Origin of the sequence: Streptomyces araujoniae, from assembly GCF_050871195.1 — a bacterium.
In the GTDB taxonomy this organism is placed as follows: domain Bacteria; phylum Actinomycetota; class Actinomycetes; order Streptomycetales; family Streptomycetaceae; genus Streptomyces; species Streptomyces bacillaris.
Map to the genome: position 1 here is coordinate 5,217,428 of NZ_CP194070.1, position 25,110 is coordinate 5,242,537.

At 73.0% G+C, this 25,110-nt stretch carries 20 protein-coding genes; 12 read left to right on the top strand and 8 right to left on the bottom strand.

All coding sequences use genetic code 11. The annotated features are described in order from the left end of the window. Positions 1-289 precede the first annotated feature (289 nt). Positions 290-1,888 (top strand): S8 family peptidase, encoded by a 1,599-nt coding sequence (locus ACQ9ZG_RS22605; protein WP_028416181.1) that lies wholly within the window; start codon positions 290-292, stop codon positions 1,886-1,888. Between the two features lie 82 nt (positions 1,889-1,970). Here ACQ9ZG_RS22605 and ACQ9ZG_RS22610 read toward each other — a convergent pair whose 3' ends face one another. After that, the gene (locus ACQ9ZG_RS22610) at positions 1,971-3,377 is read right to left on the bottom strand and encodes a glycoside hydrolase family 18 protein (protein ID WP_109914530.1); all 1,407 of its coding nucleotides are present in this window, start codon (positions 3,375-3,377) and stop codon (positions 1,971-1,973) included. A gap of 362 nt (positions 3,378-3,739) precedes the next feature. Between ACQ9ZG_RS22610 and ACQ9ZG_RS22615 the strand changes: the two genes are divergently transcribed. From ACQ9ZG_RS22615 to ACQ9ZG_RS22635, 5 genes are all read left to right on the top strand, one after another. After that, positions 3,740-4,492 carry a GntR family transcriptional regulator gene (locus ACQ9ZG_RS22615; RefSeq protein WP_084992482.1) on the top strand — a complete coding sequence of 251 codons (753 nt, stop codon included), beginning with the start codon at positions 3,740-3,742 and terminating at the stop codon, positions 4,490-4,492. Between the two features lie 223 nt (positions 4,493-4,715). After that, positions 4,716-4,922, top strand: a complete 207-nt coding sequence (locus tag ACQ9ZG_RS22620) for a hypothetical protein (protein ID WP_018490218.1) — start codon at positions 4,716-4,718, stop codon at positions 4,920-4,922. A 184-nt stretch (positions 4,923-5,106) separates the two neighbouring features. Then, a complete protein-coding gene (locus ACQ9ZG_RS22625; RefSeq protein WP_028416184.1) occupies positions 5,107-5,511 on the top strand; it encodes an NUDIX hydrolase in 405 nt (134 codons plus the stop codon). 162 nt (positions 5,512-5,673) lie between these two features. After that, positions 5,674-6,162 (top strand): ATP-binding protein, encoded by a 489-nt coding sequence (locus ACQ9ZG_RS22630; RefSeq protein WP_109914529.1) that lies wholly within the window; start codon positions 5,674-5,676, stop codon positions 6,160-6,162. 193 nt (positions 6,163-6,355) lie between these two features. Next, entirely contained in the window at positions 6,356-8,923 is a 2,568-nt protein-coding gene (locus ACQ9ZG_RS22635; protein ID WP_198537054.1) for a SpoIIE family protein phosphatase, read from the top strand. Positions 8,924-8,963: 40 nt separating this feature from the next. Here the strand turns inward: ACQ9ZG_RS22635 and ACQ9ZG_RS22640 are convergent, their stop codons facing one another. Together ACQ9ZG_RS22640 and ACQ9ZG_RS22645 are read right to left on the bottom strand one after the other, a co-directional pair. Then, positions 8,964-9,680, bottom strand: coding sequence for a PspA/IM30 family protein (locus ACQ9ZG_RS22640; protein WP_109914266.1), 717 nt, complete (start codon positions 9,678-9,680; stop codon positions 8,964-8,966). A gap of 139 nt (positions 9,681-9,819) precedes the next feature. Continuing rightward, the gene (locus ACQ9ZG_RS22645; RefSeq protein ID WP_499281630.1) at positions 9,820-11,952 is read right to left on the bottom strand and encodes a TPM domain-containing protein; all 2,133 of its coding nucleotides are present in this window, start codon (positions 11,950-11,952) and stop codon (positions 9,820-9,822) included. 222 nt (positions 11,953-12,174) lie between these two features. Between ACQ9ZG_RS22645 and ACQ9ZG_RS22650 the strand changes: the two genes are divergently transcribed. Continuing rightward, positions 12,175-13,761 (top strand): glycosyltransferase, encoded by a 1,587-nt coding sequence (locus ACQ9ZG_RS22650; protein ID WP_109917587.1) that lies wholly within the window; start codon positions 12,175-12,177, stop codon positions 13,759-13,761. Next, the gene (locus ACQ9ZG_RS22655; RefSeq protein WP_499281171.1) at positions 13,758-15,341 is read left to right on the top strand and encodes a DUF6056 family protein; all 1,584 of its coding nucleotides are present in this window, start codon (positions 13,758-13,760) and stop codon (positions 15,339-15,341) included. Before ACQ9ZG_RS22650 ends, ACQ9ZG_RS22655 begins: the two co-directional genes overlap by 4 nt. A 231-nt stretch (positions 15,342-15,572) precedes the next feature. Here ACQ9ZG_RS22655 and ACQ9ZG_RS22660 read toward each other — a convergent pair whose 3' ends face one another. The 3 genes from ACQ9ZG_RS22660 to ACQ9ZG_RS22670 form a co-directional block, all read right to left on the bottom strand. Beyond that, positions 15,573-16,712 carry an RNA polymerase sigma factor gene (locus ACQ9ZG_RS22660; RefSeq protein ID WP_109916680.1) on the bottom strand — a complete coding sequence of 380 codons (1,140 nt, stop codon included), beginning with the start codon at positions 16,710-16,712 and terminating at the stop codon, positions 15,573-15,575. 37 nt (positions 16,713-16,749) lie between these two features. Further along, the gene (locus ACQ9ZG_RS22665) at positions 16,750-17,157 is read right to left on the bottom strand and encodes a YciI family protein (protein WP_028416192.1); all 408 of its coding nucleotides are present in this window, start codon (positions 17,155-17,157) and stop codon (positions 16,750-16,752) included. Between the two features lie 148 nt (positions 17,158-17,305). Next, a complete protein-coding gene (locus tag ACQ9ZG_RS22670) occupies positions 17,306-18,310 on the bottom strand; it encodes a glycoside hydrolase family 6 protein (protein WP_499281172.1) in 1,005 nt (334 codons plus the stop codon). Between the two features lie 354 nt (positions 18,311-18,664). Here ACQ9ZG_RS22670 and ACQ9ZG_RS22675 point away from each other — a divergent pair, with 354 nt between their 5' ends. The 3 genes from ACQ9ZG_RS22675 to ACQ9ZG_RS22685 all read left to right on the top strand — a co-directional run bounded on the left by ACQ9ZG_RS22675 (position 18,665) and on the right by ACQ9ZG_RS22685 (position 21,580). Then, positions 18,665-19,123 (top strand): hypothetical protein, encoded by a 459-nt coding sequence (locus ACQ9ZG_RS22675; RefSeq protein ID WP_028416194.1) that lies wholly within the window; start codon positions 18,665-18,667, stop codon positions 19,121-19,123. A 79-nt stretch (positions 19,124-19,202) separates the two neighbouring features. Next, entirely contained in the window at positions 19,203-20,213 is a 1,011-nt protein-coding gene (locus ACQ9ZG_RS22680; RefSeq protein WP_028416195.1) for a YdcF family protein, read from the top strand. Between the two features lie 113 nt (positions 20,214-20,326). Next, positions 20,327-21,580, top strand: coding sequence for a hypothetical protein (locus tag ACQ9ZG_RS22685; protein ID WP_499281173.1), 1,254 nt, complete (start codon positions 20,327-20,329; stop codon positions 21,578-21,580). A 98-nt stretch (positions 21,581-21,678) separates the two neighbouring features. Here ACQ9ZG_RS22685 and ACQ9ZG_RS22690 read toward each other — a convergent pair whose 3' ends face one another. Then, positions 21,679-22,473 (bottom strand): D-Ala-D-Ala carboxypeptidase family metallohydrolase, encoded by a 795-nt coding sequence (locus ACQ9ZG_RS22690; protein ID WP_028416197.1) that lies wholly within the window; start codon positions 22,471-22,473, stop codon positions 21,679-21,681. A gap of 354 nt (positions 22,474-22,827) precedes the next feature. On the opposite strand from ACQ9ZG_RS22690, the gene ACQ9ZG_RS22695 reads away from it, so the two are divergent. Further along, positions 22,828-23,544, top strand: a complete 717-nt coding sequence (locus ACQ9ZG_RS22695) for a hypothetical protein (protein ID WP_028416198.1) — start codon at positions 22,828-22,830, stop codon at positions 23,542-23,544. A gap of 147 nt (positions 23,545-23,691) precedes the next feature. Here the strand turns inward: ACQ9ZG_RS22695 and eno are convergent, their stop codons facing one another. After that, positions 23,692-24,984, bottom strand: coding sequence for a phosphopyruvate hydratase (gene eno, locus ACQ9ZG_RS22700; protein ID WP_499281174.1), 1,293 nt, complete (start codon positions 24,982-24,984; stop codon positions 23,692-23,694). Between the last annotated feature and the right edge of the window lie 126 nt (positions 24,985-25,110).

The window sequence follows — 25,110 nt, forward strand, 5'->3', positions numbered from 1 at the left end:
GGGCGGAAGTGGGAGAGTGGGTTCCGCCGCCGGGGTGTTACCGGACGGTCACCGTCCGCCGGATGCCGGGCATATGGCAGGTGAATGGCGCGCGTATGGCGTGGCCCAAGGCGCCCTTGTGGGTTTGCCATGGATCGGTCAATCTTTCGCTGGCAGCAGGGCATGCCGGTCACGGACGACGCAGAAACCGGGGCGTTCGGACGGCTGATTTGTCATGCCCCTGTCTGGAGTTCGCGCAACTCCGGCACCACCCCCCACCAGCGCACCGCCTATGAGGAGGACCCCTCACATGTCAGTGATGCGTCACACCCCCCACGCACGTCGAAGACTCGCCGCGGCGACCGTCATAGCCACCGCAGCAGCCGTCGCCCTCGCCACCGCGGGCACCCTCCCGGCCACCGCGGCCGACCGCGCCCCCGAAGGCGTGATCCTGAACGCGGGCGCCCCCGACACCGTCAGCGGCAGCTACATCGTCACGCTGAAGGACTCGGCCGCGAAGTCCGACTCCGCCAAGGGCAAGGCCCTGGCGAAGAAGTACGGCGCGAGCATCGAGCGCACCTACCGCGCGGCGCTCAACGGTTACGAGGTCGAGGCCACCGCCGAGGAGGCGAAGAGGTTCGCCGCCGACCCGGCCGTCGCGTCCGTCTCGCAGAACCGCGTCTTCACCATCGACGCCACCCAGACCAACCCGCCGTCCTGGGGTCTGGACCGCATCGACCAGCGGAACCTCCCGCTGGACCAGCGCTACACCTACCCCGACAAGGCCGGTGAGGGCGTCACCGCCTACGTCATCGACACCGGGGTGCGGATCAGCCACAGCGACTTCGGCGGCCGGGCCTTCAACGGCTACGACGCCATCGACAACGACAACGTCGCCCAGGACGGCCACGGCCACGGCACCCACGTCGCCGGCACCGTCGCGGGCACCGCCTACGGTGTCGCCAAGAAGGCGAAGATCGTCGGCGTCCGGGTGCTCAACAACCAGGGCTCCGGCACCACCGCTCAGGTCGTCGCCGGTATCGACTGGGTGACGGCCAACGCCGTGAAGCCCGCCGTCGCCAACATGAGTCTCGGCGGTGGCGCGGACTCGGTCCTCGACGCGGCCGTGCAGCGGTCCATCAACTCGGGCATCACCTACGCCGTCGCGGCGGGCAACGAGTCGACCAACGCGAACACGAAGTCCCCCGCGCGCGTCGCCGACGCCATCACGGTCGGCTCGACGACCAACACCGACGCCCGCTCCAGCTTCTCCAACTTCGGTGCGGTCGTGGACATCTTCGCGCCCGGTTCCTCCATCGCCTCGGCGTGGAACACCAGCGACACCGCCACGAACACCATCTCCGGTACGTCGATGGCCAGCCCGCACGTCGCCGGCGCGGCCGCGATCTACCTCGCCGACAACCCGGGCTCGACCCCCGCCCAGGTCTCCGCCGGTCTTGTGGCCGCCGCCACCACGGGCGTCGTCGGCAACCCCGGCACCGGCTCGCCGAACCGCCTGCTGTACGTCGGCACCGGCAGCACCAACCCGCCGGACCCGGACCCGGGCAAGAAGTTCGAGAACACCACCAGCTACCCGATCAACGACAACTCGACGGTCGAGTCGCCGGTGACGGTCACCGGGATCACCGGCAACGCCCCGGCCGCGCTGAAGGTCCCCGTCAACATCTCGCACACCTACATCGGTGACCTGAAGATCGACCTGGTCGCGCCCAACGGCACGGTCTTCAACCTGAAGGCGTTCGGCTCGGGCGGCAGCGCCGACGACATCGTCACCACGTACACGGTCAACGCCTCCTCGGTCGCCGCCAACGGCACCTGGAAGCTCCGGGTCACGGACAACTGGACGTACGACACCGGCCGGATCAACAGCTGGGGCCTGCACTTCTGAGCCTGGCACAGCGGTTGGACCGAACCACTGGAACGCAAAGCCGGGGCAGCCACGATCCGTGGCTGCCCCGGCCCCGTTCGCGCTAGCGGCGGTTGAGCCCGCGGTGGACCGCGGTCACCAGCTCACCGTCCTCGGTGTCCCCGTCCAGCGACCAGAACATCGCGCCCGCGAGGCCCTTGTCCCGGATGTACGAGGTCTTGGCGCGCAGCACCTGCGGGTCGTCGTACGTCCACAGCGTGGTCCCGTCGAAGAGCCAGGCGTGGCCGTTCTTCGTGTCCCGGTGGACCGTGAACGTGCCGGAGGCGGCCAGCTTCTTGAGGACCTTGTAGTCCTCGTAGCCGTTGGCCCAGGTGGCCGGGGCGGGGCCGGTGGCCGGCTGGCCCAGCCCCTTGCCGCCGCCGGTCACCCCGGTCCAGCCCTGGCCGTACGTCGGCATGCCGACCACGAGCTTGTTCTTCGGCGCCCCGCGCTTCACCCAGTCCCGTACGGTCTGGTCGACGCTGAAGTCGTTCTTCGCGTAGAGCGCCGACTGCTGGGCCGTCCTCTTCTCGCCCGACACGTGGTAGTCGTAGCCCTGGAGGTTGACGAAGTCGAAGTCCTTCATCAGGCGCTTCACGTCGAAGCCCGCGTCGATCGCCTTGGGGTTGGCGGGGACGTACGCCGACAGGTCGTAGTGCTTGGGCTTCGGCTTGTGGTGGCCGTGGCCCTTGCCCTTCGAGGACCCCGCCTCCGCCCTGGCCCGGCTCTTGGCGTGCGCGTCGAGCTGGACGCGGAACTCGCGGATCAGGGCGGTGAAGTTCTTCTTGTCCTCCGGACGGAAGACCGTGCCCTCGTTGGCCGGTGAGCCGGGCCACTCCCAGTCGACGTCGATGCCGTCGAAGACGCCCGCCGCCGCGCCCTGGCCGCCGCGCACCCCGTCCTGGGGCAGGTTGCCCTTGATGTACAGGTCGATGCAGGAGGCGACGAGCGCCTTGCGGGAGGCGTCGGTGCGCACCGCGTCGGAGAAGTGGGTGGACCAGCTCCAGCCGCCGAGCGAGATCATGACCTTGAGGCCGGGGTTCTTTGCCTTCAGCTTGCGCAGCTGGTTGAAGTTGCCCGCGAGCGGCTGGGTGTCGGTGTCGGCGACGCCGTCGACCGAGTTCGCCGCGTCGAGCGGGCGGGCGTAGTCCGCCCAGGCGTCGGCCTGGCCGGGGATGTTGCCGGTGAAGCACTTGCCCTCGGCGCTGACGTTGCCGAAGGCGTAGTTGATGTGGGTCAGCTTGGCCGCGGTCCCGCTGGTCTGCAGGTCGTTGACCTGGAAGTCGCGTCCGTAGACGCCCCACTGGGTGAAGTAGCCGATGTTCTTGTACGCGGGGCGGTGGTGGCCCTTGGAGCGGTCGTCGCCGCCCTTGCCGTGGCCGCTGCCGGCCGTCGCGGCCGGGGCCGCGGTCGCAACCAGCGCGAGGGTGACGCCGGCGATGGTCAGTCGGGACAGATCTCTTCGACGCATGGGGCTCGTTCCTGTGCGTGATCCGGTACGGGATCCGGTGCGGAAAAGGACGTGGAGAGCTGTGCAGGGGTGTGGGGGTGTGCTGATCGTGCCGGTCCTGCTGTGCACAGGAAGGTATTGGTCTGGACCAAAAACGGTCAAGAGGTGGGGAGTTGGGGACCGTCACGGCCGCCTCGGCGCACCGGTGTCGGGTGCCGGGATCCGGGGCAGGGAATGTCCGGGAAGCGCCCTGGCGCCCGGGGCCGGTTCATGCGTGATCCACCGCAGTGTCATCACATTGGGTGAAACTCTGGCCCATGCTTGCGGTGCACAACCCACGGTTGTCAGGCTGTTGCAGACTGTCAACCTGTTGGGAGTGGCCTGTGACTTTCGGTGAGCAGCCCGCCTATCTGCGCGTGGCGAGCGATCTGCGGGAGAAGATCGTCAACGGCGCGCTGCCGCCCCATACCCGCCTGCCGTCGCAGGCCCGCATCCGGGAGGAGTACGGGGTCTCGGACACCGTCGCCCTGGAGGCGCGCAAGGTCCTGATGGCCGAGGGGCTGGTCGAGGGCCGCTCCGGCTCCGGCACGTACGTCCGCGAGCGCCCCGTCCCCCGCATGATCGCCCGCTCCGGTTACCGCCCCGAGAAGGGGGCCAGCCCGTTCCGCCAGGAGCAGACCGCCGACGGGGCGCGCGGGACCTGGGAGTCCCGCAGTGAGCAGGAGGGGGCCAGTGCCGAGGTCGCCGAGCGGCTCGGCATCGAGCCGGGCGACCGGGTCATGCGGACGCATTACGTGTTCCGTGAGGCGGGTGAGCCCATCATGCTCTCCACCTCCTGGGAGCCCCTCGCCGTCACCGGGCGTACGCCGGTGATGCTCCCCGAGGAGGGTCCGCTGGGCGGCTGCGGGGTGGTCGACCGGATGGCGGCGATCGACGTCGTCGTGGACAACGTGGCCGAGGAGGTCGGCGCCCGCCCGGGGCTCGCGGAGGAGCTGCTGGCGCTCGGCGGGGTGCCGGGCCATGTGGTCATCGTGATCGGGCGTACGTACTACGCCTCGGGGCGAGCGGTGGAGACGGCCGATGTCGTGGTGCCCGCCGATCGCTATCGGGTCGCTTACCACTTGCCGGTCAGATGAGTTGACGCCCCGTCGGATCCGGCGGGACCGCGGTGAGCAGCGGCGACACGGCTCCCAAGGGGGCGCATCCAGCGGATGCGCCCCCTTCGTGATGGCCGGATGTGTATCTCTTTGTGTAAAGGCGCCTGCGCTGAGTGAAGGTCAGGCGTACGCTCGGGCATATGCGTACTGCGGTTTCCTGGGGATCCTTAGCGACGTGCACGCCGGTGGAGAGAGGGGCCATATGCGGGGGAGCGACACGATGAGCGACAGCGGTGCCGTGCTCCCTTGGCTGGTGATACGGCAGGACGACAGCGGCAACCGCTACCGCGTCGGCAGATACGCCACACAGGCCGAGGCGCAGAAGGTCGCCGACGGCCTCGACGACCGCAGGCACCGCCAGGTGTACCGGGTGGAGCGCATGGGCCAGGGCGGCGGCGCCCGCTCCTGAGCCCGCGCACGGCCCGCTCACGAGCCCCTGGGGCGCCTGGAGCGCCCTCCGGGGGTCCGCCGCGTTCCGGGACCCTGCCGCGCAGGCGGTAGGGTCCCGCCCGTCCGGGGTGCGATCTCCCGGACGTGGTGTCCCGGCCGGGCGGTGCCCCGGGCGCGGCGGGCGAGGGCGGAGTGATGGGCGGGTGGCGTCGGTGCTGATCGACACGGTGGCGTGGGTACGGATCGAGGACGGCAGGATTCTCTGCGCCCGGCCCCAGGGCAAGGACGTCTTCTACATCCCGGGCGGCAAGCGCGAGGGTGCCGAGAGCGATCTGCAGACCCTGCTGCGCGAGATCGAGGAGGAGTTGACGGTCGGCCTGATCCCGGAGACGGTCGTCCACGCCGGTACGTACGAGGCACACGCCCATGACGGTCCCGGCGCCCCCCTCGTCCGGATGAGCTGCTACTACGCCGACTACCGCGGCGATCTGGCCGCCAGCAGCGAGATCGAGGAGGTCGCCTGGTTCTCCTACGCCGACCGTCCGCTCGTACCCCCGGTGGACCAACTCCTCTTCGACGACCTCGAAGCCGCCGGCGAACTGCGCTGAGCCGCGCCCTTCCGGGCTGGGGCCGCACCCTCGCGACAGGCGCGATCTCTTACGCCCGTATGCACCAAACGCCCGCACGCACGGTAGTAACCGTTGAATGGTGGGTATGGGCTGTTTAGTCCCCATTTATCCATGGGGTGAGCCCCTGGCCGGCCCTGGGAAGTGATCGGCGTGATCGATACCGAAGGCGACTGCGCCGAGTGGACCTTCCCGGCCGAACCGGGTTCCGTGCGCAGCGCCCGGCACGCCGTCCGCGACGCCCTGGACTGCTGGGGCCTGCCCCCGGCCGTCGGCGACACGACGGTGCTGCTGGTCAGCGAGCTGGTCACCAACTCCCTCCAGTACGCCTCCGGGCCCATCGGCGTACGGCTGGAACGCCTGCGCCCGAGGGCGGAGAGCAACGGGTCCGGTGAACTGACCGGAGACTTCACCACGGACCTGAGGCTCGCCGCCGCCCGCCCGCCCGTCGCCCCCGGACTGCTCGTGGAAGTCTCCGATCCGCTTCCGGATCCACCCACCGAACGCAGTGCGGGCCCCGACGACGAGGGTGGCCGGGGACTGCAGCTCGTGGCCTGTTCCGCACGCCGCTGGGGGACTCGTCGCGGAAAGAGCGGCAAGACGGTGTGGTTCGAGCTGGCTCTCCCTGGTTAGGAGTGGGGAGGGACGCACAGCGATCACCAGAGGTCGGGCAGAACCTGGCTGAAAGGGACTGAGACCTTGCTGTGATCGTGAACGCCGTGTCGGTCGGGGCCGTAGTGCTGAATACTGCGGGCAGGACCGGTCCGGTGTGTGAGCTGGAGGGGACGGTCGCGTGAGCGAAATACCTGGGACAACGGGCGACGTCGTGTGGCAGAGCAGTCCGCCCGGCTCGATCTACGACTACATCAGGGTCGCCTCCTTCTCGATCGGGGCCGACGGTCTGATCGAGCAGTGGAGCCGCCGGGCCGCCGGCCTCTTCGGCATGACCTCCGACGAGGCCATCGGGCGGGACCCGGTCGAGGCCTTCATGCCCGTCGAGCTGCGCTCGGACGGCCACCGGCGGGTCGGCGAGATCCTGGACGGCAGGGAGTGGACCGGCCTCGTCCCGTTCCGGATGCCGGGTGAGGGCGGGGCGCACGGGCTCGCCGAGGTCTATGTGATGCCCAGTGAGACGGCGCGGGGCGAGCGGGGCGCGCTCTGTATCGTCGTGGACGTCCGCGCGTTGCGCAGGATCGAGACCGACCTCGCCGCCTCGCAGGCCATATTCGGCCAATCTCCCTTCGGCTTCGTGCTGTTCGGTACGGACTTCACCGTCGTCCGGGCCAACCAGCGGTTCGCGACCGTCTTCGGCGGCGCGGCCGACGACCACCGGGGCCGTACGGTCGACGACTACCTCCCCGCCCCCGAGGCCGAACGGCTGGGCGCCACCCTGAAGCGCGTCCTGGAGACCGGCGAGTCCGTCACCGACCTCCAGCTCGTCGGCCCCACCCCCGGCGGCACCGGCCGCCGCCACTGGTCCATGAACCTCTACCGGGTGCACAGCGGCGCCGGCCGCCCCGTCGGGGTCGCGGGCCTCGCCACCGATGTCACCCGCCGCCACATCGCCGCCCGCGAGGCCGCCAGCGCCCGCCGCAACCTCGCCCTGCTCAACGAGGCCAGCGCCCGCATCGGCAACTCCCTCGACCTGGAGACCACCGCCCGCGAACTGCTCGACGTGGCCGTCCCCGGCTTCTGCGACCTGGCCGCCGTCGACCTCTACCAAGGGCTGCTCACCGGCGAGGAGGCCGCCCCCGGCTCCTGGGCGCCCCCGCACCGCGAGTCCGGCGGCGGCTCGGCCGAGCTGCGCCGGGTCGCCCACGCCAGCGCCGTCGCCGACGCCCTGCCCACCGCCGTCGCGGGCAGCGGCGCCCCCGGCCCCGACGACCTGCCGCCCGCGCTCGGCTCCGTCCACCGCTTCCCTTTCGGTTCGCCCTGCGCGGTGGCCCTGCGCTCGGGCCGGGTGGAGGACGTCCCCGGCGACGACATGGGGTTCGTGCAGTCCACGCTCGCCGTCCCGATGGTCGCCCACGACACCGTCGTCGGCCTCGTCCAGTTCTCCCGTACGAAGGGGAGCGAGCCGTTCGGGGAGCGGGACCGGGGACTCGCCACCGAGCTGGCCGCCCGCGCCGCCGTCTGCATCGACAACGCCCGCCTCTACCGCCGCGAGCACGAACGCGCCCTGATCCTCCAGCGCAGCCTGCTGCCCCCGGGCGACCCCGAGGCCGCCGGGCTCGACATCGCCTGCCGCTACCTCCCCGGCAACGCCGCCACCGAGGTCGGCGGCGACTGGTTCGACGTCATCGAACTGCCCGGACACCGCACCGCCCTGGTCGTCGGGGACGTCATGGGCCGGGGGCTGCGGGCCGCCGTCGCCATGGGCGAACTCCGCACCGCCGTGCGCACGCTGGCCCTGCTCGACCTGGAACCCGCCGAAGTGCTCTCCGCCCTGGACGAGGTCGCGCGCGGCCTCGGCTCCCCGGGCGGCGGCGAGCGCAGCGAAGGGCTCGGCGGCCGCGGCGGCGCCCAGTGGCCCTCCCGCGCCGCGCAGCGCTCCCGCGAGGCGGACCTCTCCGAGGTGTACCTCGCGACCTGCGTGTACGCGGTCTACGACCCGGTCACCCGGCGCTGCACGTTCGCCAACGCCGGGCACATGCCCCCGGCCGTGGTCGAGCCCGGCAGGCCCGCCCGGCTCATCGACGTACCGCCGGGGATGCCGCTGGGCGTGGGCGGCGAGCCGTTCGAGGAGGTGGAGGTGGAGCTGGCCGAGAACGCCCTGCTCACCCTCTACACCGACGGTCTCGTGGAATCCCGTGACCAGACCCTCGACGAGGGCCTGGACGCCCTGCGCACGGTGCTGACGGGCCCCCAGATGGCCCTGGAGGACGCCTGCGACTTCGTTCTCTCCACGCTCGACACCCGCCACGGCGAGGACGACATCGCCCTCCTCATGGCCCGGATCCAGGGGCTGCCCGGGGAGGCGGTGGGGGACTGGACGCTGCCGCGCGAACCCCGCTCGGTGGGGCGCGCCCGCGAGCTGGCCCGCTCCCAGCTCCTGGCCTGGGACCTGGACGACCTGGTCGACACCACCGAACTGCTCGTCAGCGAGCTGGTCACCAACGCCCTGCGGTACGGGGAGGGCGAGATCCGGCTCCGGCTGCTGCGCGACCGCACCCTGGTCTGCGAGGTGTGGGACGCCGGACTCGTCCAGCCGCGCCGCCGCCGGGCCCGCGACACCGATGAGGGCGGGCGCGGACTTCAGCTGGTCGGCCTGCTCAGCGCCGCCTGGGGCTCGCGCCGCACCCCGCGCGGCAAGACCGTCTGGTTCGAACTGGCCCTGCCGGACGGGGAACCGGCCGCGGAGCTGTCGGTGGAGCAGCTGCTGAGCATGTACTGAGTGGAGCGGCTGCCGAGCATGTGCCGAACCGCCGGGTCCGTCACGCGGTGCCCGCCTTCAGGGCCGCCAGCCGGGCCTCCACCTCCGCGCTGGCGCCCAGGCTGTCCAACTGCTCGAACTGCGCGTCCAGCGAGGAGGCGGCCAGCTCCTGCTTGCCCAGCGCCCGGGCCTCCTCGCGCCGGACCTTGTCCTCGAAGCGGCTCAGCTCGCTCGTCGGGTCGAGCACGTCGATGCTCTTCACCGCGTCCATCATCCGGTTCTGCGCCTGCGCGGACGTGGCGCGCGCCACCAGCTCGTCCCGCTTGGCCTTCAGCTCCGAGAGCTTGGCCTTCATCTGGTCCAGCCCCGACGTGAGCTTGTCGACCACCTCGGTCTGCGAGGCGATCGTCGGCATGGCCGTCCTCGCCTCCTGCTCGGACTGGAGCTGCCGGCCCAGCGCCACCTTGGCCAGGTTGTCGAACTTGTCCGCCTCCGCCGCCGACCCGGCCCCGCGCAGCTCGTCCGCCTTCCGGCTGGCCGCGAGCGCCTTGGCGCCCCACTCGGCCGCCGCCTCCACGTCCTCCTTGTGGTCCTGCTCCATCAGCCGGAGGTTGCCGATGGTGGCGGCCACCGCCTGCTCGGCCTCCGCGATGTTGCCCGTGTAGTCGCGGATCAGCTGGTCCAGCATCTTCTGCGGGTCCTCCGCCTGGTCCAGCAGGGCGTTGATGTTGGCCTTGGCGAGCTGGGTGACGCGGCCGAGGACGGTCTGCTTGGTCATGGCACGGCTCCTTGGGAATCGAGAACGCTGGTACGGGTGTGCTGATGCGGGGGAGCTGGTACGGGTGTGCTGGTGGGGGAGCTCTTACGGGTGCGCTCGTACGGGGGCTGTGTACGGGTGCGGGGGATGCCCGGGGCGTTCAGAAGCGGCCGCCTCCGCCCCGCCGCCCCCGCGTACCGCCCCCGCCGAAGCTGCCGGGCCCGGCGCCCAACCCCCCGGACCGGCCGCCGCCGTAGCCGCCGCCGAGCCCTCCGCCTCCGTAACCGCCCCGCCCGCCCCCGAACAGCCCGCCGAGGATGATCCCGCCGAGCACCGCCCCGCCCATGCCGCCCCCGCCCCGCGTGCCGCCGGAGCCGCCCGGACCCCCCGGCCCCTGCGGTCCCCGGAAGCCCCGGACGTCCTGCGTTGCCAGATCCAGCGCCTGCCGGGCCAGGGCGTCCGCCTGCCGCGCCTCGGCCAGCGCACCCTGCGGGTCGTCACCGGCGGCCAGCTGTCCGGCCCGCTCCCAGCGGCGCTGGGCCTCCGCGAGCCGGGTGCGGGCCGGGGCGCCGACCGCGCCCCGGTGGGTGGTGACGTAGTCGGCCGCCGCCCCGATCGCGGAGCGCGCGGTCAGCATCGCCTGGTCGAGGAGCGAGCGGGCCCGCAGGCCGCCCTCCTCCCGCGCCCCCGCGAGCGCCTCGTCCAGCGCCGCGTCGGCCTCCTCCACCCGGCGCAGGGCGTCGACCGGGTCGTACGGGCCCGAGGCCATCGCCTCCCGTACGGCGGTGAGGACGGCCTCCGCGCGGGCGATCCGGCCCCGGAGGCCGGCGGTGGAGGTGGCGGCGGTGGTGCCGTCGAGGAGGCCCCGGGCGTCGGCGAGGTCGGTCTCCGTCTCGGTGAGGGCTCCCGGCAGCTTCCCGGCCGCCTCGGCCAGCTCCGCCGAGCGCCGGTCCACAGCGTCGATGAGGGTGCCCGCCTGCCCCACCGCACCCTCGGCCGCCCGGATGTAGACGGCGGCCCGGGAGCGGTCGGCGGCCTCCACCGCCGGGCGGGCCCGGTCCAGGGCGGAGGCGGCGAAGGCCAGCCGGTCCTCCGCCTGCTCCACATCGCCCGCGACGGGCGCGGCGGCCCCCTCCCCGTACCGCTCCCGGATCCCCGCGACCTCCGCCTCCGCACCCGACACGCGTCCGGTGAGCGTACGGAAGGCCGTCTCGACGGAGGCCAGCGCCTCGGGGGCGTTGCGTTCCAGGGCGCGCAGCCGGTCGAAGTCCGCCGCGACCGTGTCCAGCCCCTCGTCGGCGGCCGTGCACCGGCTGATGATCTCCTCCAGCATCCGGCGGCGGGTCGCGTCGTCCTCGGGGAAGGCGTCGTCGAGCTGCTGGCGCAGCCGGAAGGAGCGCGTCAGCTCGTCCTTGGCGCGGGCCACCGCCTCGGTGAAGGGCTCGGCCGCCTCCTCCCCGAACTGGGCGGTGGCGAAGCCGAGTTCCTCCTCGCTGGTGCGGACCGCGTCATCGGTGTCCACCAGCACCTGCTTGGCCCGCGCGTCCAGCTCCTCCAAGGGGACCGGCGCGCCGTCCGCCTCCGGGGGCCGCCCCCAGCCGGTCGCGGCCGGGGTGGTGCGGGTCGTGGCGCGCCGCTTGCGCCGGGTGTACGCGAACACGGCGAGCGCCCCGGCGCCCACGACGACGACCACCGGCATGACGAAGTCGCCCGCGCCCGAGGGGCCGGAGGCGCCGGAGCCGGGGTCGGCGGGGCCGGGGGTGATGGCGGGGGCGGTCACGGGCCGCCCGGCCAGCACGGAGGCGTACCCGTCCGCCGCCCCGATCGCCGCCCCCGCCCAGTCGTTCTCCCGCAGCGCCGGCTCGATCGCGGTGGAGGCCACCTCGCGCAGCTGCTCGTCGGTGAGCCGGGAGTCCGTCTCCACGGAGTAGGCGTACTGCCGGGCGTGGGTGGCGACGGAGAGCAGCACGTCGTCCTGGCCCAGCCCGTTGCGGTCGGCGGTCTCGTCGCTCCAGGTCTGTCCGGACCGCCCGGAGAAGTCGCGTACGTACACCACGAAGAGCTGGACGCGCCGCTCGGCGTAGAGCCGGTCGAGGGCGCCCTCCACCGCGTCCGTCCGGTCCCGGAGCGCGCCCACCCGGTCGGTGATCTGGCCGTCCCGGGACAGCTCCACCGGGTCCTCCGCACGCGCCTCCACGGCGGCGGGCAGAGCCAGCCAGCACCCGGCGGCGAGCGTGGCGAGCAGGCCGGTGAGCAGGGCCCTGCCGGGTCCGGCGCCCTGGATGCGGTCCACGAATGGCGTCACGTCCGTGAGGCTATGTCCGGGTTCGGGCCCCCGCGACCGGAGCTTCGGCGGCCCTCCCGCACGGGTCTGCGCTGTTCGGATGAAAGGGCGCGGCGGCCCGCGCGTCCGGGCTCGGAAGCCCCGGCCTGCCACGCGGGATGGGCAAATGTAGAGAAACCGCAACAAGACAGGCCCCACGTGGGTGACCCGGCCGAAGCCTGGAGATGTCACATGACCGGCCTTCAGCTCTCCGTCGTCGTGCCGTGCTTCAACGAGGCGGAGGTGCTCGGCACCTTCCACAACGCCCTGCTCACCGTCCTCGAAGAGCTCGCCACGCCGTTCGAGATCTGCTACGTGGACGACGGCAGCGGCGACGCCACCCGGGAACTCCTCGCGGGCCTCGCCCTGCGCGACGAGCGCGTCCACTACACCGCCTTCAGCCGCAACTTCGGCAAGGAGGCCGCGATGCTCGCGGGTCTGCGCATGTCGCGCGCGGCGGCCGTGGTGATCATGGACGCCGACCTCCAGCACCCGCCCGAGCTGATCCCCCGCATGCTCGAACTCCACCGCCACGGCTACGACCAGGTCATCCCGCGCCGCGACCGGGCGGGCGAGGGCGTGGTGCGCTCCACGCTGAGCCACACCTACTACGCGCTGGTGCGGCGCTGCATGGACGTCGAGCTGATCGACGGCTCGGGCGACTTCCGGCTGCTGTCCCGGCGGGCCGTCGAGAGCGTCCTCTCGCTCCCCGAGAGCAACCGGTTCTCGAAGGGGATCTTCTCCTGGATCGGCTTCGACACGGTCACCTTCCGCTACCGCAACAGCGAACGGGCGGCCGGCCGGTCGAAGTGGGGGAGCAGACGGCTGCTGAACTACGGCATCGACGGGCTCCTCTCCTTCAACAACCGCCCCCTCCGCCTCGCCATCTACACCGGCTTCTGGGTCCTCTTCTCGGCCCTGGCGTACGCGCTGTGGACGGTGATCACCGTCGTCCTGCGCGGCGCCGACACCCCCGGGTACGCGACCCTCCTCACCGCCGTCGTCGCGCTGAGCGGCATCCAGCTGGTCACCCTCGGGGTCATCGGGGAGTACGTGGGCCGGATCTACCACGAGGCGAAACACCGCCCGCCGTACGTGGTGCGGGAGACCGACGCGACCCGCCGGACCCTGCGGGAGCGCCGGCTGCCGACCGGGTCGCTGGTCATCGGGGAGCCGGCCGGGTCCGCCGCCGGGCCGTCCTCCCTCTCCGGGGCATCCTCCCTCTCCGGGGCGCCGCCCGTCCCCGGGTTGTCCTCCGCCCGGTCCCGTACGGCCCGCCAGTTCGGCAGCTTCGTCCTCATCGGCTGTCTGAACACCGCCGTCTACCTGGGCGTCTACGCCGGGCTGAACCGCTGGATCCCCTATCTCGTGGCCCATGCCATCGGCTACGCGGTCAGCATCGTCTGCTCGTTCCTCCTCAACTCCCATGTGACCTGCCGGACGAAGCCCACCTGGCGCGCGTTCGTCCGGTATCCGCTCTCCGGCCTGGTCAATCTGGTGGCGTCGGGAGCACTGCTCTACGGCGCGGTCACTGTTCTCGGGATGGACGAGAACCTCGCCGCGCTGGCGGCCGGGGTCATGGTCACGCCCCTCTCGTTCCTGCTGGCCCGGTGGGCGATCATGTCGGGCCGCCGGCCCCGGACCTCCGGGGCGTCGGAGGTCCCCGTACCGGAAGAGGCCCCCCAGCCGCAGCCGGCCCGCGCGGTGGTGGACAGCCCCGCCGCGGACCGCCCGATGGCGGGCCACCTGCTCGCGCCGAGGTCCGGTGGGAAGGGATGAGCGAGCAGACCCCGAGGACGACGGCGCTGGTGAACGCGGAGCGGGAGGGCACACACCCCGGCCGGGATCCGCGGCCGGACGGGGACCCGCAGCCGGGGCCGCTGCCGGACCCGGCAGCGGACCGAGCCGGCGAGGAGCGCCCCGGCCCCCGTACCGCGCTCTGGGCCACCGCCCTCGCCCTCCCGCCCCTCGCCCTGCTCGCCGCCGCCTCCTGGTTCGGCCGGTGGGTCCGGCCCAGCGCCGACGACTGGTGTTTCCTCCCCGCCGTACGGGACGACGGCATCACCGGCCTGGTCGGCACGTTCTACTTCGACGACAACGGACGGGTCGCCAACGCGCTCCTGGTCGGCGCCTACGCGAAGTTCCAGGTCGCCGGACACCAGTGGTACCCGGCCGTGAGCGGGGTCCTCATCCTCGCCGTCCTCTGGGCGGTGACCGTCCTCGCGCTGCGCCGGGGCGGGATCACCGTCCCGCGCGGGCTGCCGCTGCTCCTGGCGGCGATGGTGACCGCGCTCTTCCTGTTCGTCACGCCGAACACGTACAAGACGTTCTACTGGCCCGCCGCCTCCGTCTCCCACACCCTGCCCCCGGTCCTGGCCTGCGCCGCCCTGATCCCGCTGCTCCTCGCCCGCACCCGCCGGGGCCGGGGGTCCGCCCTGGCGGTCGCGCTGCTCGGGGGCGCCTTCGTCGCCACGCTCTCCGAGGAGACGGCGATCGTGGTGGTGATGGTGCTGCTGGCCGCGCTCCTCCTGAGCGGCCGGGTCGTCCCCGCCGCCGGACGCCGGTTCGTCCGCCTCTGGTGCGCCACGGGCATCGCCGGGACGGTCGCGGGCGCCCTCGTCCTCATCACGTCCCCCGGCTCGATCCGCCGCCGCGAGCGGTTCGGCGCGGAGACCACCACCTCCCTCCTCGCCCCCGACTCCCTCGCCGCCTCGCTGCGCGGTTTCGCGGAGATCACCGTCACGGTCGTCACGTCGTGGCAGTACGTGGGCGCGGTCGCGGCCGGCGTGCTGTTCGGCCTGCTCGCCACCGGCCGCGACGGCCGCCCCCTCCGCCCCTCGCCCCACTGGCCGCTGCTCGCCCGGACCGGCCTGCTCACGCTGCTCGTCTCCGGCTACCTGTGCACGGTGATCGCGTACCCCGTCTTCCGGGACCGGGTGAGCGACCCCAGCGCCAACCGCCTCTGGAACGACTACCTCCTGCTGTACGTGCTCCTCCTCGTCGCGGCCGGGACGCTGCTCGGCCTGGCGGTACGGCAGCACGTCCGCCGTACCGCCCGGGTGAAGGCCGGGTGCGCCGTGCTCTGCGTGCTGGTCTGCCTCGGCCCGGCGGTCACGCTGCTCGACCTGGACACCACCCTGCGGGCCAGGGCGGAGAAGTGGGACGCGCAGGACCGGCGGCTGCGGGCGGGGGCGGCGGACGGCGAGCGCGTGCTGCCGTACGAACGGCTCGTCATCAGCAGCATGCTGGAGCCGTTCAGCCGGGGCGGCGCCAACTACTGGCCGGGCGGCTGCGTGGCGGACCTCTACGGCCTGGAGCGCGTCACGGACGCGACACGCGTGCCGCCGGGCGGGGGCTGAGCCGGACTTCCCGCCGGCCGGCGCCCGTCGGGCGGTGGCGGAGCCGGTGCAAGCGCCTATCGGGTGTCCGCGGCGGTTGTGCCGGTTCTCCCGCCTATCGGGCGTCCGTGGAAGGCAGTTGAGTCGGCCCTCCCGCCCATCGGCTGTCCGTGGGCGGCAGTTGAGCTGGTCCTCCCGCCTATCGGGTCTCCGTGGGCGGCAGTTGCGCCGGTCGCTCCGCCTGCCGGGCGGCTACCGCCGGGAGTTGAGGCGGGCCGCCTGGCGGGTCAGATGGTCGCGCTCGGCGGCGTTCTGCGCCGTGCGGGCGGCCTCCGCGTAGAGCCGTGCCGCCGTCTCCGGGTCGCCGTCCCGCTCATGGAGATACGCCGACACCGCCGCGTACCGGGGCAGCGAGGCGTCCACCTCCGCCAGGGCCGCGAGTCCGGCGCGCGGCCCGTCGGCCTCGCCCACCGCCACCGCGCGGTTGAGCCGGACGACCGGGCTCCGGGTCAGCCGGGCCAGCTCGTCGTACCACTCGACGATCTGCACCCAGTCGGTCTCGGCGGCGGTGGGCGCGTCGGCGTGGAGCGCGGCGACGGCGGCCTGGGCCTGGTACTCGCCGAGCCGGTCCCGGGCCAGGGCCGCCTGGAGGATCCGGACCCCCTCGGCGATCGCCGCCGTGTCCCACCGCCCCCGGTCCTGCTCCGCGAGCGGCACCAGGCTGCCGTCGGGCGCGGTACGGGCGGCCCGCCGGGCGTGGTGGAGCAGCATCAGGGCGAGCAGCCCCGCCACCTCGGGGTGGTCGATCGCGGCGGCGAGCTGCCGGGTCAGCCGGATGGCCTCGGCGGCGAGGTCGACGTCCCCCGCGTATCCCTCGTTGAAGACCAGATAGAGGACGCGGAGCACGGTGGAGACATCGCCGGGCCGCTCGAACCGAACCCCGGACACCGTCCGCTTCGCCCGGCTGATCCGCTGGGCCATGGTCGCCTCGGGCACCAGATAGGCCCGGGCGATCTGCCGGGTGGTGAGCCCGCCGACGGCCCGCAGGGTGAGCGCGACGGCGGACGAGGGCGTCAGGGACGGGTGGGCGCAGAGGAAGTAGAGGCGCAGGGTGTCATCGCCGCCGGGGACGGGACCGGGCGCGGGCTCCTCCTCCACGGCCTCCTCCCGCCGGCGCCGGGAGGCCTCCGCCCGGGTCGCGTCGAGGAACCGCCGCCAGGCCACGGTGACCAGCCACCCCTTGGGGTCGCGCGGCGGGTCGTCCGGCCAGACCCGTACGGCCTCGACCAGCGCGTCCTGCACGGCGTCCTCGGCCGCCGCGAAGTCGGCCCCGCGGCGGACGAGGATCCCGATCACGCCCGGAATCAGACTCCGGAGCAGTACTTCGTCCACCTGCGTCACCGGCCCCGCCTCGACTCCGCCCACCCGATCACTCCGCGATGGTGGGCGGCGCGGTCAGGAACGGACGCAGCTCCAGCCACTCGTGGATCGGCTTCCCGCCCGCGCCCGGGGCCGCCGACAGCTCACCGGCCAGCTCGACCGCCCGTTCGTACGAGTCCACGTCGATGATCATCCACCCGGCGATCAGGTCCTTGGTCTCCGCGAACGGCCCGTCGGTGACCGGCGGCCGCCCCTCCCCGTCGTACCGGACCCAGGCCCCCTCGGGTGCGAGCGCCTGCCCGTCGACGTACTCCCCGGACTCCTCCAGCCGGGCGGCGAAGTCGTTCATGTACTGGATGTGCGCCGAGACCTCCTCGGGCGTCCAGCGGTCCATGGGCACGTCGTTGACGGCCTCCGGAGCGCCGCGGTAGTGCTTGAGCATCAGGTACTTGGCCATGGGACTCTCCTCGGTGCGGGGGCGGCCGGTCGTGGTCGCCCCGTGGCTGCTTCCACCACGGGGACGGAGCCGGGCGCGGGTTCTCGACATGGCTTCCCGGATTTTCTCCGACTTTCCCGCTCGCCCCGTCCGGCCACCCCCGCGAGGCTCAGTACCCGAAGATCATCTTGTAGGCCACCTCCGGCAGGAACTGCCCGGCCGCCGACCCGCCGCCGACCCCGCAGTCGCCGTCCGACTCCCCGGGCGTCTTCAGCCAGAGCAGCATCTCGGCGCCGCCCCCCTGCTGGGCGGCGGCACCGATCCGCCGCCCGCCGGGGTTGCACCACTGGCCGTTGGAGCCGTTGCCGTTGCGGCTGGTGTCGACGACGAACGGCCTCGTGTAGCCGTAGGAGGAGGCCAGCGCGCCGTTGACGGCGTTGCCGTACGCGGTGTTCTCGCCGGTGGTGAAGTAGTTCGAGATGTTCAGCGAGAAGCCGTGCGCCTCGCGCACTCCGGCGCCGTCGAGGTGCTGGGCCATGGTGGAGGCGCCGATCCAGGCGGGGTTCCCGGCGTCCAGGTAGGTCCAGGTGTTGGGGGCGCGGTTGCGGAACTCGGTCAGGGCGCCCCGGAGCATCCCGTTCCTTTCGTTGATCTGGGCCTGGCTGAGGCAGCTGAAGTCGCCCAGGGAGTCGGGTTCGATCACCACGAGCGCGGGGCGGGTGCCGATGGCGGAGGCGAAGGCGGATATCCAGGAGCGGTACGCGGCCGGGGTGCCCGCGCCACCGCCGGAGTGGCCGCCGCAGGCGTCCCGGCCGGGGATGTTGTACGCGATGAGCACCGGCAGCTTGTCGGCGGCGTCGGCGGCGCCCACGTACGAGCCGACGGCCGCCCCGATGTCCCCGCTCCAGGCGCCGAACCAGCGGGCCATGGGGCGCGAGGCGATGTTGTCCCGGATGGCGGCGGCGCGCCCGTCACCGGGGTTGGCGGCGGCCCAGACGGCCGGGCCGGAGTGGGGGTCGGTGTAGAAGCCGCTGGTCATGCCGATGGGGTCGGCGAGCGGGGCGGCGGCGGAGGAGGGGGTGGCGGCGGTGGCGCTGCTCTGCGCGGCGGCGAGGGGGAGCAGCAGGCAGGCGGACGCGGTGGCGGCGGCGAGCGTACGGAGAACTCTTCTCACGAGTGCGGCCCTTCTCTGGGAGCGCTCCCACGTGACGGCGGCCGGTGGGGGAGGGAGGCGCGCGGGTGGGGAGGCGCACGGCCGGGGAGCCGTGTGCGGTGGGCCCGTGGTGCGGGGGAGGGCCCGGCGGGGTGCCGCCGTCGGACGAGACGGTGGCAGCGGGACGGGCGGCTGTCAATGGGGCGGGGGCGGACCGGACCCGGGGGCGGTCTCGGGGTAGGTGCGACCGGAGAGGTATCCGTGTCCGCCCCCGAGTCTGACGTTTTCCGGTCATAGGCTCACGAAGATGGAGGGAAGGAACAAGACCTCCCGGACGGTGATGCCGGACGGGGACGGACGAGGACAGGAGACGACATGCGTGGCGTTCTGGTGGGCGTGGTGGGCACCGTGGTGGTGCTGGGGGTGGCCGGCGCGGTGGCCGTACCGCAGGCCAAGGAGTGGTACGAGGGCCGCCACGAGCAGACCGCTTCGTACGCCACCGGCAAGGCGGCCAAGGCCGAGCGCCCGTCCGTCCCCCGCTGGCTCCCCGACGACGCCGCGTCCGTCGAGTACGCCATGCGCACGACCGGCGGCGAGCGCATCCTCAAGGCCACGCTCAGCGGCGACGCTCTCCCCGCCTCCTGCACACCGCTCGACGCGGGGGCCGGGAAGGCGCCGGACCCCGAGATCAGCGCATCCTGGTTCCCCTCGGGCGCGGCGAGCGGTGCGCAGGGCCGCTGCGGCGCCTACTACGTCTCGCTGAAGGACCACACGCTGTACGCCTGGCAGACGAACGACGACTGGGTGGAGGAGAACCGCAGGTCCGCGCAGTAACGTTCCCGCCGCACCGCATCCCCGTACGGTTCGCGTACTCCCCCCACCGCCCCCGGGCCCGACGCATCCGAGGTCACCAGTGATCGCCTTCGTACCGACAGCAGTCTTCTTCCTCTGGTTCTGCTGGGGCGTGCGGCAGGACCGCCGCCAGTTCCGCAACGCGGTGCTGCTCGGCCTGACCGTGCTGAGCCTGTCGTTCGCGCTGCTGACGCAGGTGGACCGGCTGCCGGGCAGCCTGGCCGTCCTGGTGTACTCGCTGGTCTTCCTCGTGCCCGCGCTGGCGGTCGTGGTGCTCGGCGGCTTCCTGGTGGGCAACGGGCTGACGATGCTCCGCAAGGAGGGCCGCAGTCCGGGCAACCTGCTGTCGGGCCTGGCGGGTCTGGCCATCTTCGCCGTCCTGGCGCTGGTGGTCTCCGCCGACTACGTGGGCAGCTCGCGCGCGTACCAGTCCTTCATCGTGGCCGTCGTGCTCGTCACCGGTTACGTGGCCTTCCTCTTCCTCTGCTTCCTGGCCTACGCCTTCCTGTACGGACGCATCCGGGTGCGGGGTGACGTGGACTTCGTGGTGGTCCTGGGCTCGGGCCTGATCGGCGGGGAACGCGTGCCTCCGCTGCTCGCCTCGCGGCTGCGCGCCGGACTCCGCATCCAGCGGCAGCAGACCGAGCGGGGCGCGGACGCCCCCGTGCTGCTGGTCTCCGGCGGACAGGGCCCGGACGAGAAGCTGCCGGAGGCGGAGGCCATGGAGCGCTGGCTGGTCGCGGAGGGCGCCGACCCCGCGCTCGTACGCCAGGAGTCGCGGTCCCGTACGACCACCGAGAACCTGCGCTTCAGCCGGCGGCTGATGGAGGAGGCCGACGCGCGGTACGTCTGCGTCGTCGTGACCAACAACTTCCACGCCTTCCGCGCCGCGATGACGGCCCGCCGGGAGGGCGTGCGCGGCCAGGTGATCGGCTCCCCGACCGCCGCGTACTTCTGGCCGAGCGCCACCATCCGGGAGTTCGTCGCCGTCTTCTGGGAGAACCGCCTGGTCAACGCCGTCCTGTGCGCGCTGCTCGTGGCGCTGGCGGTGGTCGTGGGGATGCGGTGGTAGGGACCCGCCGACCGGTGCGCGGCACCGCCTAGGCTGGCCCCTGCCGCCCGGTTCGAAGCGGCACGCCCGGGAACGGGCCCGGGGACGGACAGGGGCGGGGGCAGTACATGCGCGTGCGGACGACGACGGCCGGGGCGGGGGCGACCGGGGCGGGCCGAACCGTCCGCAGAGTCCTCGTGGTGGGTCTGGGCCTGGCGCTGGTGGCGCTGACGCCCCTTCCCGCGCAGGCGACCGCGACCACCGCGGCGATGGCTGCCCCGGTGGGTGTCTCCGGGACGGTCGCGGGGCCGGGGAGCATCACCGGGGCGGCGGGGGTTCCGGTCGCCGCCACCGGGGCCTGGGCGGAGCCGCCGGGCGCCACCGGAGCGGCCGCGGCGCCGGTGAGCGCCACCGGGGCGGCGTCTGGGCCGGTGGGCGTCACCCGCACCACGCTGGCCGCGGACACCGTCATCCCCCGGGGCGTGACGGTGGATCTGGTGCGCCGGACGATGACGCTCGCGGCAGGGGAGAAGCGGCATCTGCGGGGACGGCTGGAGGCGACCAGCACGACGACCGGCATCGTCGGCCTGACCGAGCGCGTCCGCTGCCTGGACGCCTCGGGGAGGACGGTGCCCGTGGTCGCGGCCTCGGCCCGCAACCACGAAGGCAGCGACACCGTCACCTACGCCACCCCGGGCCATCTGCCGCTCTTCGCCGACCTGCTCTTCACCGCCCCGGCCGACGGCACCTACACCTGCGTCCTCCAGGGCACGGCGTACTCCTCACTGACCGGCAGCTACCACCTGACCGCCGTCGCCGGGAAGACCTGGCTGGAGGCGGACGACGGCGACCGGGTCGGTGCCGGCTGGTGGCAGAACCCCGGCTGCGAGAGCGCCGACTCCGGGGCTGCCTGCACGTACGTCGGTACGGGACCGGCCCGCCGGGACGCCTGGGTGTTCTACGACGACGGAACCCCGTCCCGTAAGTGGCAGGCGCATCCGGACGCGGTCGGCGTCTCCGCCCAGGCCAACCTGGAACTGACCACCTGCTACCACGGCACCGCCTCCTGCGCCTCTGCCATGCAGGCCCACCCGCGCGGGAGGAACGCGGTCGTGGACGCCCGCTTCGAGTTCATCCAGCTCGGCACGACCGGCCACGCCTGCCGCACCCACAGCACCACCGCACGCCGGACCGTCACCGACGACGCGCACCACGCGGTCGGCTACTCCTTCCTCACCGGCCTCCCGGTCGATCCGGCCTGCGGTACCCGGGACTTCCTGATGCGGATCTACGTGAAGCACGTCTCCGGCCAGACCGTGAAGGTCGACGGCGTCCAGAGCGGTGTCACGTCCCTGACCAACGGCATCGCGTTCAACGACTTCGCCTGAGCGGACGGCGGGCTCCCGGCCCGTGCGGACCCGAAGACGTGCGGGCTCCCACCGGCCGGTGGGAGCCCGCACGTGTGTGGGGTGGCGAGGAGCGGGCGTCAGATGCCGCAGCTCGGGGCGGACCAGAAGCGGCCGCTGCCGCCGGCGACGTGGGTGTGGTCGTTGTGGCCCGGGTAGCCGGGGCCGAGGATCTCGGTGAAGCCGTGGTTGCGGGCGGCCTGCGCGAGGGCGCAGAAGCCCTGGGACCCGGCGCCGAGGTCGGCCGCGTGCCCGTACATGTGGCGGCTGTTGGCGGCGCCGCCGACCGCGCTGTTGCAGGAGACGCTGCGGAAGCCGCCGTTGACGGTGACCGGCCGGTCGCCCAGGGCGTGGCGCAGGGCCTGGAGCTTCCACATGGTGACCAGGGCGTTGGCGCGGGCGGTGGCGGCGCTGACCTTGCCGCCGGACCAGTCGGAGTTGCAGCGGTTCAGCTCGGCGTAGGTGAAGTTGGCCGGGGTGCAGTCGTTCTTCTGGAGCTGGTAGATCTTGTTGAACGTCTGCGGCCCGGCGATGCCGTCGGCCCCGAGCCCGTACGCGGCCTGAAAGCGCTGGACGGCCGCCTTCGTGGCCGGACCGTACGCACCGTCGATGGCGAGCTGGTTGCCGGTGCCCGGGTAGCCCGAGACACGGATCTGGAGCTGGCGCACGGCCTCCCCGCTGGAGCCCTCGCGGAGCGTGCCGCCCCAGGTGTAACAGGCGTCGGCCGTGCCGAAGTCCCCGGAGGCGGAGGCCTTCACGGCGGGGGCGGTGGCGGCGTCCCCGGAGCCGGGGGCGGCGGAGGCGGAGGTGCCGCCGAGGGCGAGCACCGCGCCCGCGAAGGTCGCGAGCAGGAATCCGGTGGGGCGTGAGCGCATGGGACAGCACCTCTTCGTCGTCGAGCGGGGCGGCCGGTGAGCGTTCGCTGAGCGGTACCGAGCCTGTGACGCGAGCACGGAAGCGTCAAGGTCATGACAACTAGCTGCAAGCGGGTCGGTGCCTGATGGGGCAATTGGGCGCGGTTGACGCGCGGCGGGCTGTCCGGAAGCTGCCACTGCCCGGACGTTCGCCGTCGGCGGTGCTTCACTTGCCGCTCATCCACCCCCTGCCGGCCCGGGCCCGGGCGCGTGCCTGCGCCTGTGCCCGTGCCCGTGACTGCGCTTGGTCTTGGTCTTGGTCTTGGCCTTGGCCTTGCGCCCCAGCCCGCGTACCCCTCACCCCCGGGAGTCCCCATGAAGCTGTTCACCGCCGTCCGTTGCGCCCTCGCGTCCGCGCTGGTCGCCTCCGCCGCCCTGCTGGCCGCCCCCGTGGCCCATGCCCAGGAGGCCCTTCCGGAGAGTGGCCGGCAGGAGGTGCGACCGCTGGCCGCCGCCACCATCGCGGTGTATCCGCCGATCCAGGGGCCGTCCCTGTGGAACCGGTTCGGGCAGACCCCGCCCTCCTCCCACCACCGGGTCTTCTCCAACTGGGGCTATCTCAACGACTGGTCGGTGGACATCTACCAGAACCCCGGCGCCACGGTCGTCTCCCCGTTCGGCAGCAAGACCTCGGCCGGCAGCCCGGTGACGGTGCGTGTCGTGACGGTCCGCCCCGGCTGCGCCACCGGGAACCTGGCGGACGGCGGCTGGCGCATCGGGCTGGAGGCGAGCGACAACGCGACCGGGACCGTCGTGGGCCGCGCCGACGTCATGCACGTCGACCAGAAACCCGCCTCGATCACGGTCGGCGCCACCGTCGGCCCCTGGACCCGGCTCGGCCAGACCGGCAGGTTCCGCTACTCCTCCTGCTACCAGGTCAACGGCGACACCGGCGCCCACATCCACCTCGAAGTGATCAACCGGACCAAGTACTCCTGCTACGTCGCCCGGGGGGCGGGCGCGGGCCTGGGTGACGAGACGGTCATCGGCCGGGTCGGCACCCTCAACTCAGGCCCCCAGCAGGCCTGCTGAGGACCCGATCCGCAACCGGCCTAGGAGCCGGTGGAGTTGGGCCACGGGGGTTGGCGCGATCGAGCCGGGGAGAGGCTGCGGCCGGTGGCGCGGCCGAGCCGGTGGAGAAGGGCTACGGGCGGTGGCGCGGCCGAGCCCGCGGAGAGGCTATGGGCGGCGGCGCGGCGGGTGCAGCGCCGCCGTCCCCGCGTACCGGGCGCTGTCGCCCAACTGCTCCTCGATCCGCATCAGTCGGTTGTACTTGGCGGTGCGGTCCGAGCGGGAGAGCGACCCGGTCTTGATCTGGCCGCACCCCGTGGCCACCGCCAGATCCGCGATGGTCGTGTCCTCCGTCTCGCCGGACCGGTGGGACATGACGACGGTGTAGCCGGCGTGGTGGGCGGTGTCGACGGTGGCCAGGGCCTCGGTCAGGGTGCCGATCTGATTGACCTTGACCAGGACGGAGTTGGCGACACCGGCCGCGATCCCCTCGCGCAGGATCGCCGCGTCGGTGCAGAAGACGTCGTCCCCGGTGAGCTGGCAGCGCGCGCCGACCCGTGCGGTCAGCTCCTGCCACCCGGCCCGGTCGTCCTCGGCCATCGGGTCCTCGACCGAGACGACGGGGTAGGAGTCGATCAGCGTGACCAGGTGGTCGACCTGTTCGGCGGGGGTGCGCCGGACGCCCTCCCCGGTGTAGTCGTAGACGCCGTCGCGGAAGAACTCCGACGACGCCGGGTCCATGACCAGTCCGATGTCGGTCCCCGGCCGGTACCCCGTGCGCTCGACGGCGGCGACGACGAAGTCCAGGGCCTCCTCGGCGGTACGGAGCGAGGGCGCGAACCCGCCCTCGTCGCCGACGCCCGTGGAGTGCCCGGCGGCGAGGAGGTCGCGGCGCAGGGTGTGGAAGACCTCGGAGCCCATCCGTACGGCCTCGGCGAAGGTGCCTGCGCCGATCGGGGCGATCATGAACTCCTGGAAGTCCAGCGGATTGTCGGCGTGGGCACCGCCGTTGACGATGTTCATCATCGGTACGGGGAGCAGGCGGGAGCCAGAGCCGCCGACGTACCGGTAGAGCGGCAGGCGGTGGGCGGCCGCGGCGGCCTTCGCGGCGGCCAGGGAGACGCCGAGGATCGCGTTCGCGCCGAGCCGGGACTTGTCGGGCGTGCCGTCCGTGGCGACGAGGGCGGCGTCGAGCCCGGCCTGGTCCTCGGCCTCGCGGCCGATGACGGCGGCGGCCAGCTCCGTGTTGACGTGGTGCACCGCCCGGTCGACGCCCTTGCCGTGCCAGCGGCCCGGGTCGCCGTCGCGGAGCTCGACGGCCTCGCGGGCCCCGGTCGAGGCGCCGGAGGGGACGGCGGCCCGTCCGGCCGACCCGTCGGCCAGCTCCACATCCACTTCGACGGTGGGGTTGCCCCTGCTGTCGAGGATGCTGCGGCCGGTGACGGAGGTGATGGCGGTCATGGGAGTGAGTCCTTCCCGTTGTCGCGCGGGTGTGCCGTGGCACACGTGCCGGGGCCCGGCTGCGGCGACGGTGGCGCTGGTCCCGGCGGAAGGAAACTCTACAGCAATGCTGCACAGTCTGGCTGA

Bases quoted from the DNA above. Each gene is read 5' to 3' on its own strand.
- ACQ9ZG_RS22610 (WP_109914530.1), bottom strand. From the start codon at position 3,377: ATGCGTCGAAGAGATCTGTCCCGACTGACCATCGCCGGCGTCACCCTC.
- ACQ9ZG_RS22650 (WP_109917587.1), top strand. From the start codon at position 12,175: ATGACCGGCCTTCAGCTCTCCGTCGTCGTGCCGTGCTTCAACGAGGCG.
- eno (WP_499281174.1), bottom strand. From the start codon at position 24,984: ATGACCGCCATCACCTCCGTCACCGGCCGCAGCATCCTCGACAGCAGG.
- ACQ9ZG_RS22655 (WP_499281171.1), top strand. From the start codon at position 13,758: ATGAGCGAGCAGACCCCGAGGACGACGGCGCTGGTGAACGCGGAGCGG.
- ACQ9ZG_RS22605 (WP_028416181.1), top strand. From the start codon at position 290: ATGTCAGTGATGCGTCACACCCCCCACGCACGTCGAAGACTCGCCGCG.
- ACQ9ZG_RS22695 (WP_028416198.1), top strand. From the start codon at position 22,828: ATGAAGCTGTTCACCGCCGTCCGTTGCGCCCTCGCGTCCGCGCTGGTC.
- ACQ9ZG_RS22665 (WP_028416192.1), bottom strand. From the start codon at position 17,157: ATGGCCAAGTACCTGATGCTCAAGCACTACCGCGGCGCTCCGGAGGCC.
- ACQ9ZG_RS22620 (WP_018490218.1), top strand. From the start codon at position 4,716: ATGCGGGGGAGCGACACGATGAGCGACAGCGGTGCCGTGCTCCCTTGG.
- ACQ9ZG_RS22690 (WP_028416197.1), bottom strand. From the start codon at position 22,473: ATGCGCTCACGCCCCACCGGATTCCTGCTCGCGACCTTCGCGGGCGCG.
- ACQ9ZG_RS22640 (WP_109914266.1), bottom strand. From the start codon at position 9,680: ATGACCAAGCAGACCGTCCTCGGCCGCGTCACCCAGCTCGCCAAGGCC.
- ACQ9ZG_RS22675 (WP_028416194.1), top strand. From the start codon at position 18,665: ATGCGTGGCGTTCTGGTGGGCGTGGTGGGCACCGTGGTGGTGCTGGGG.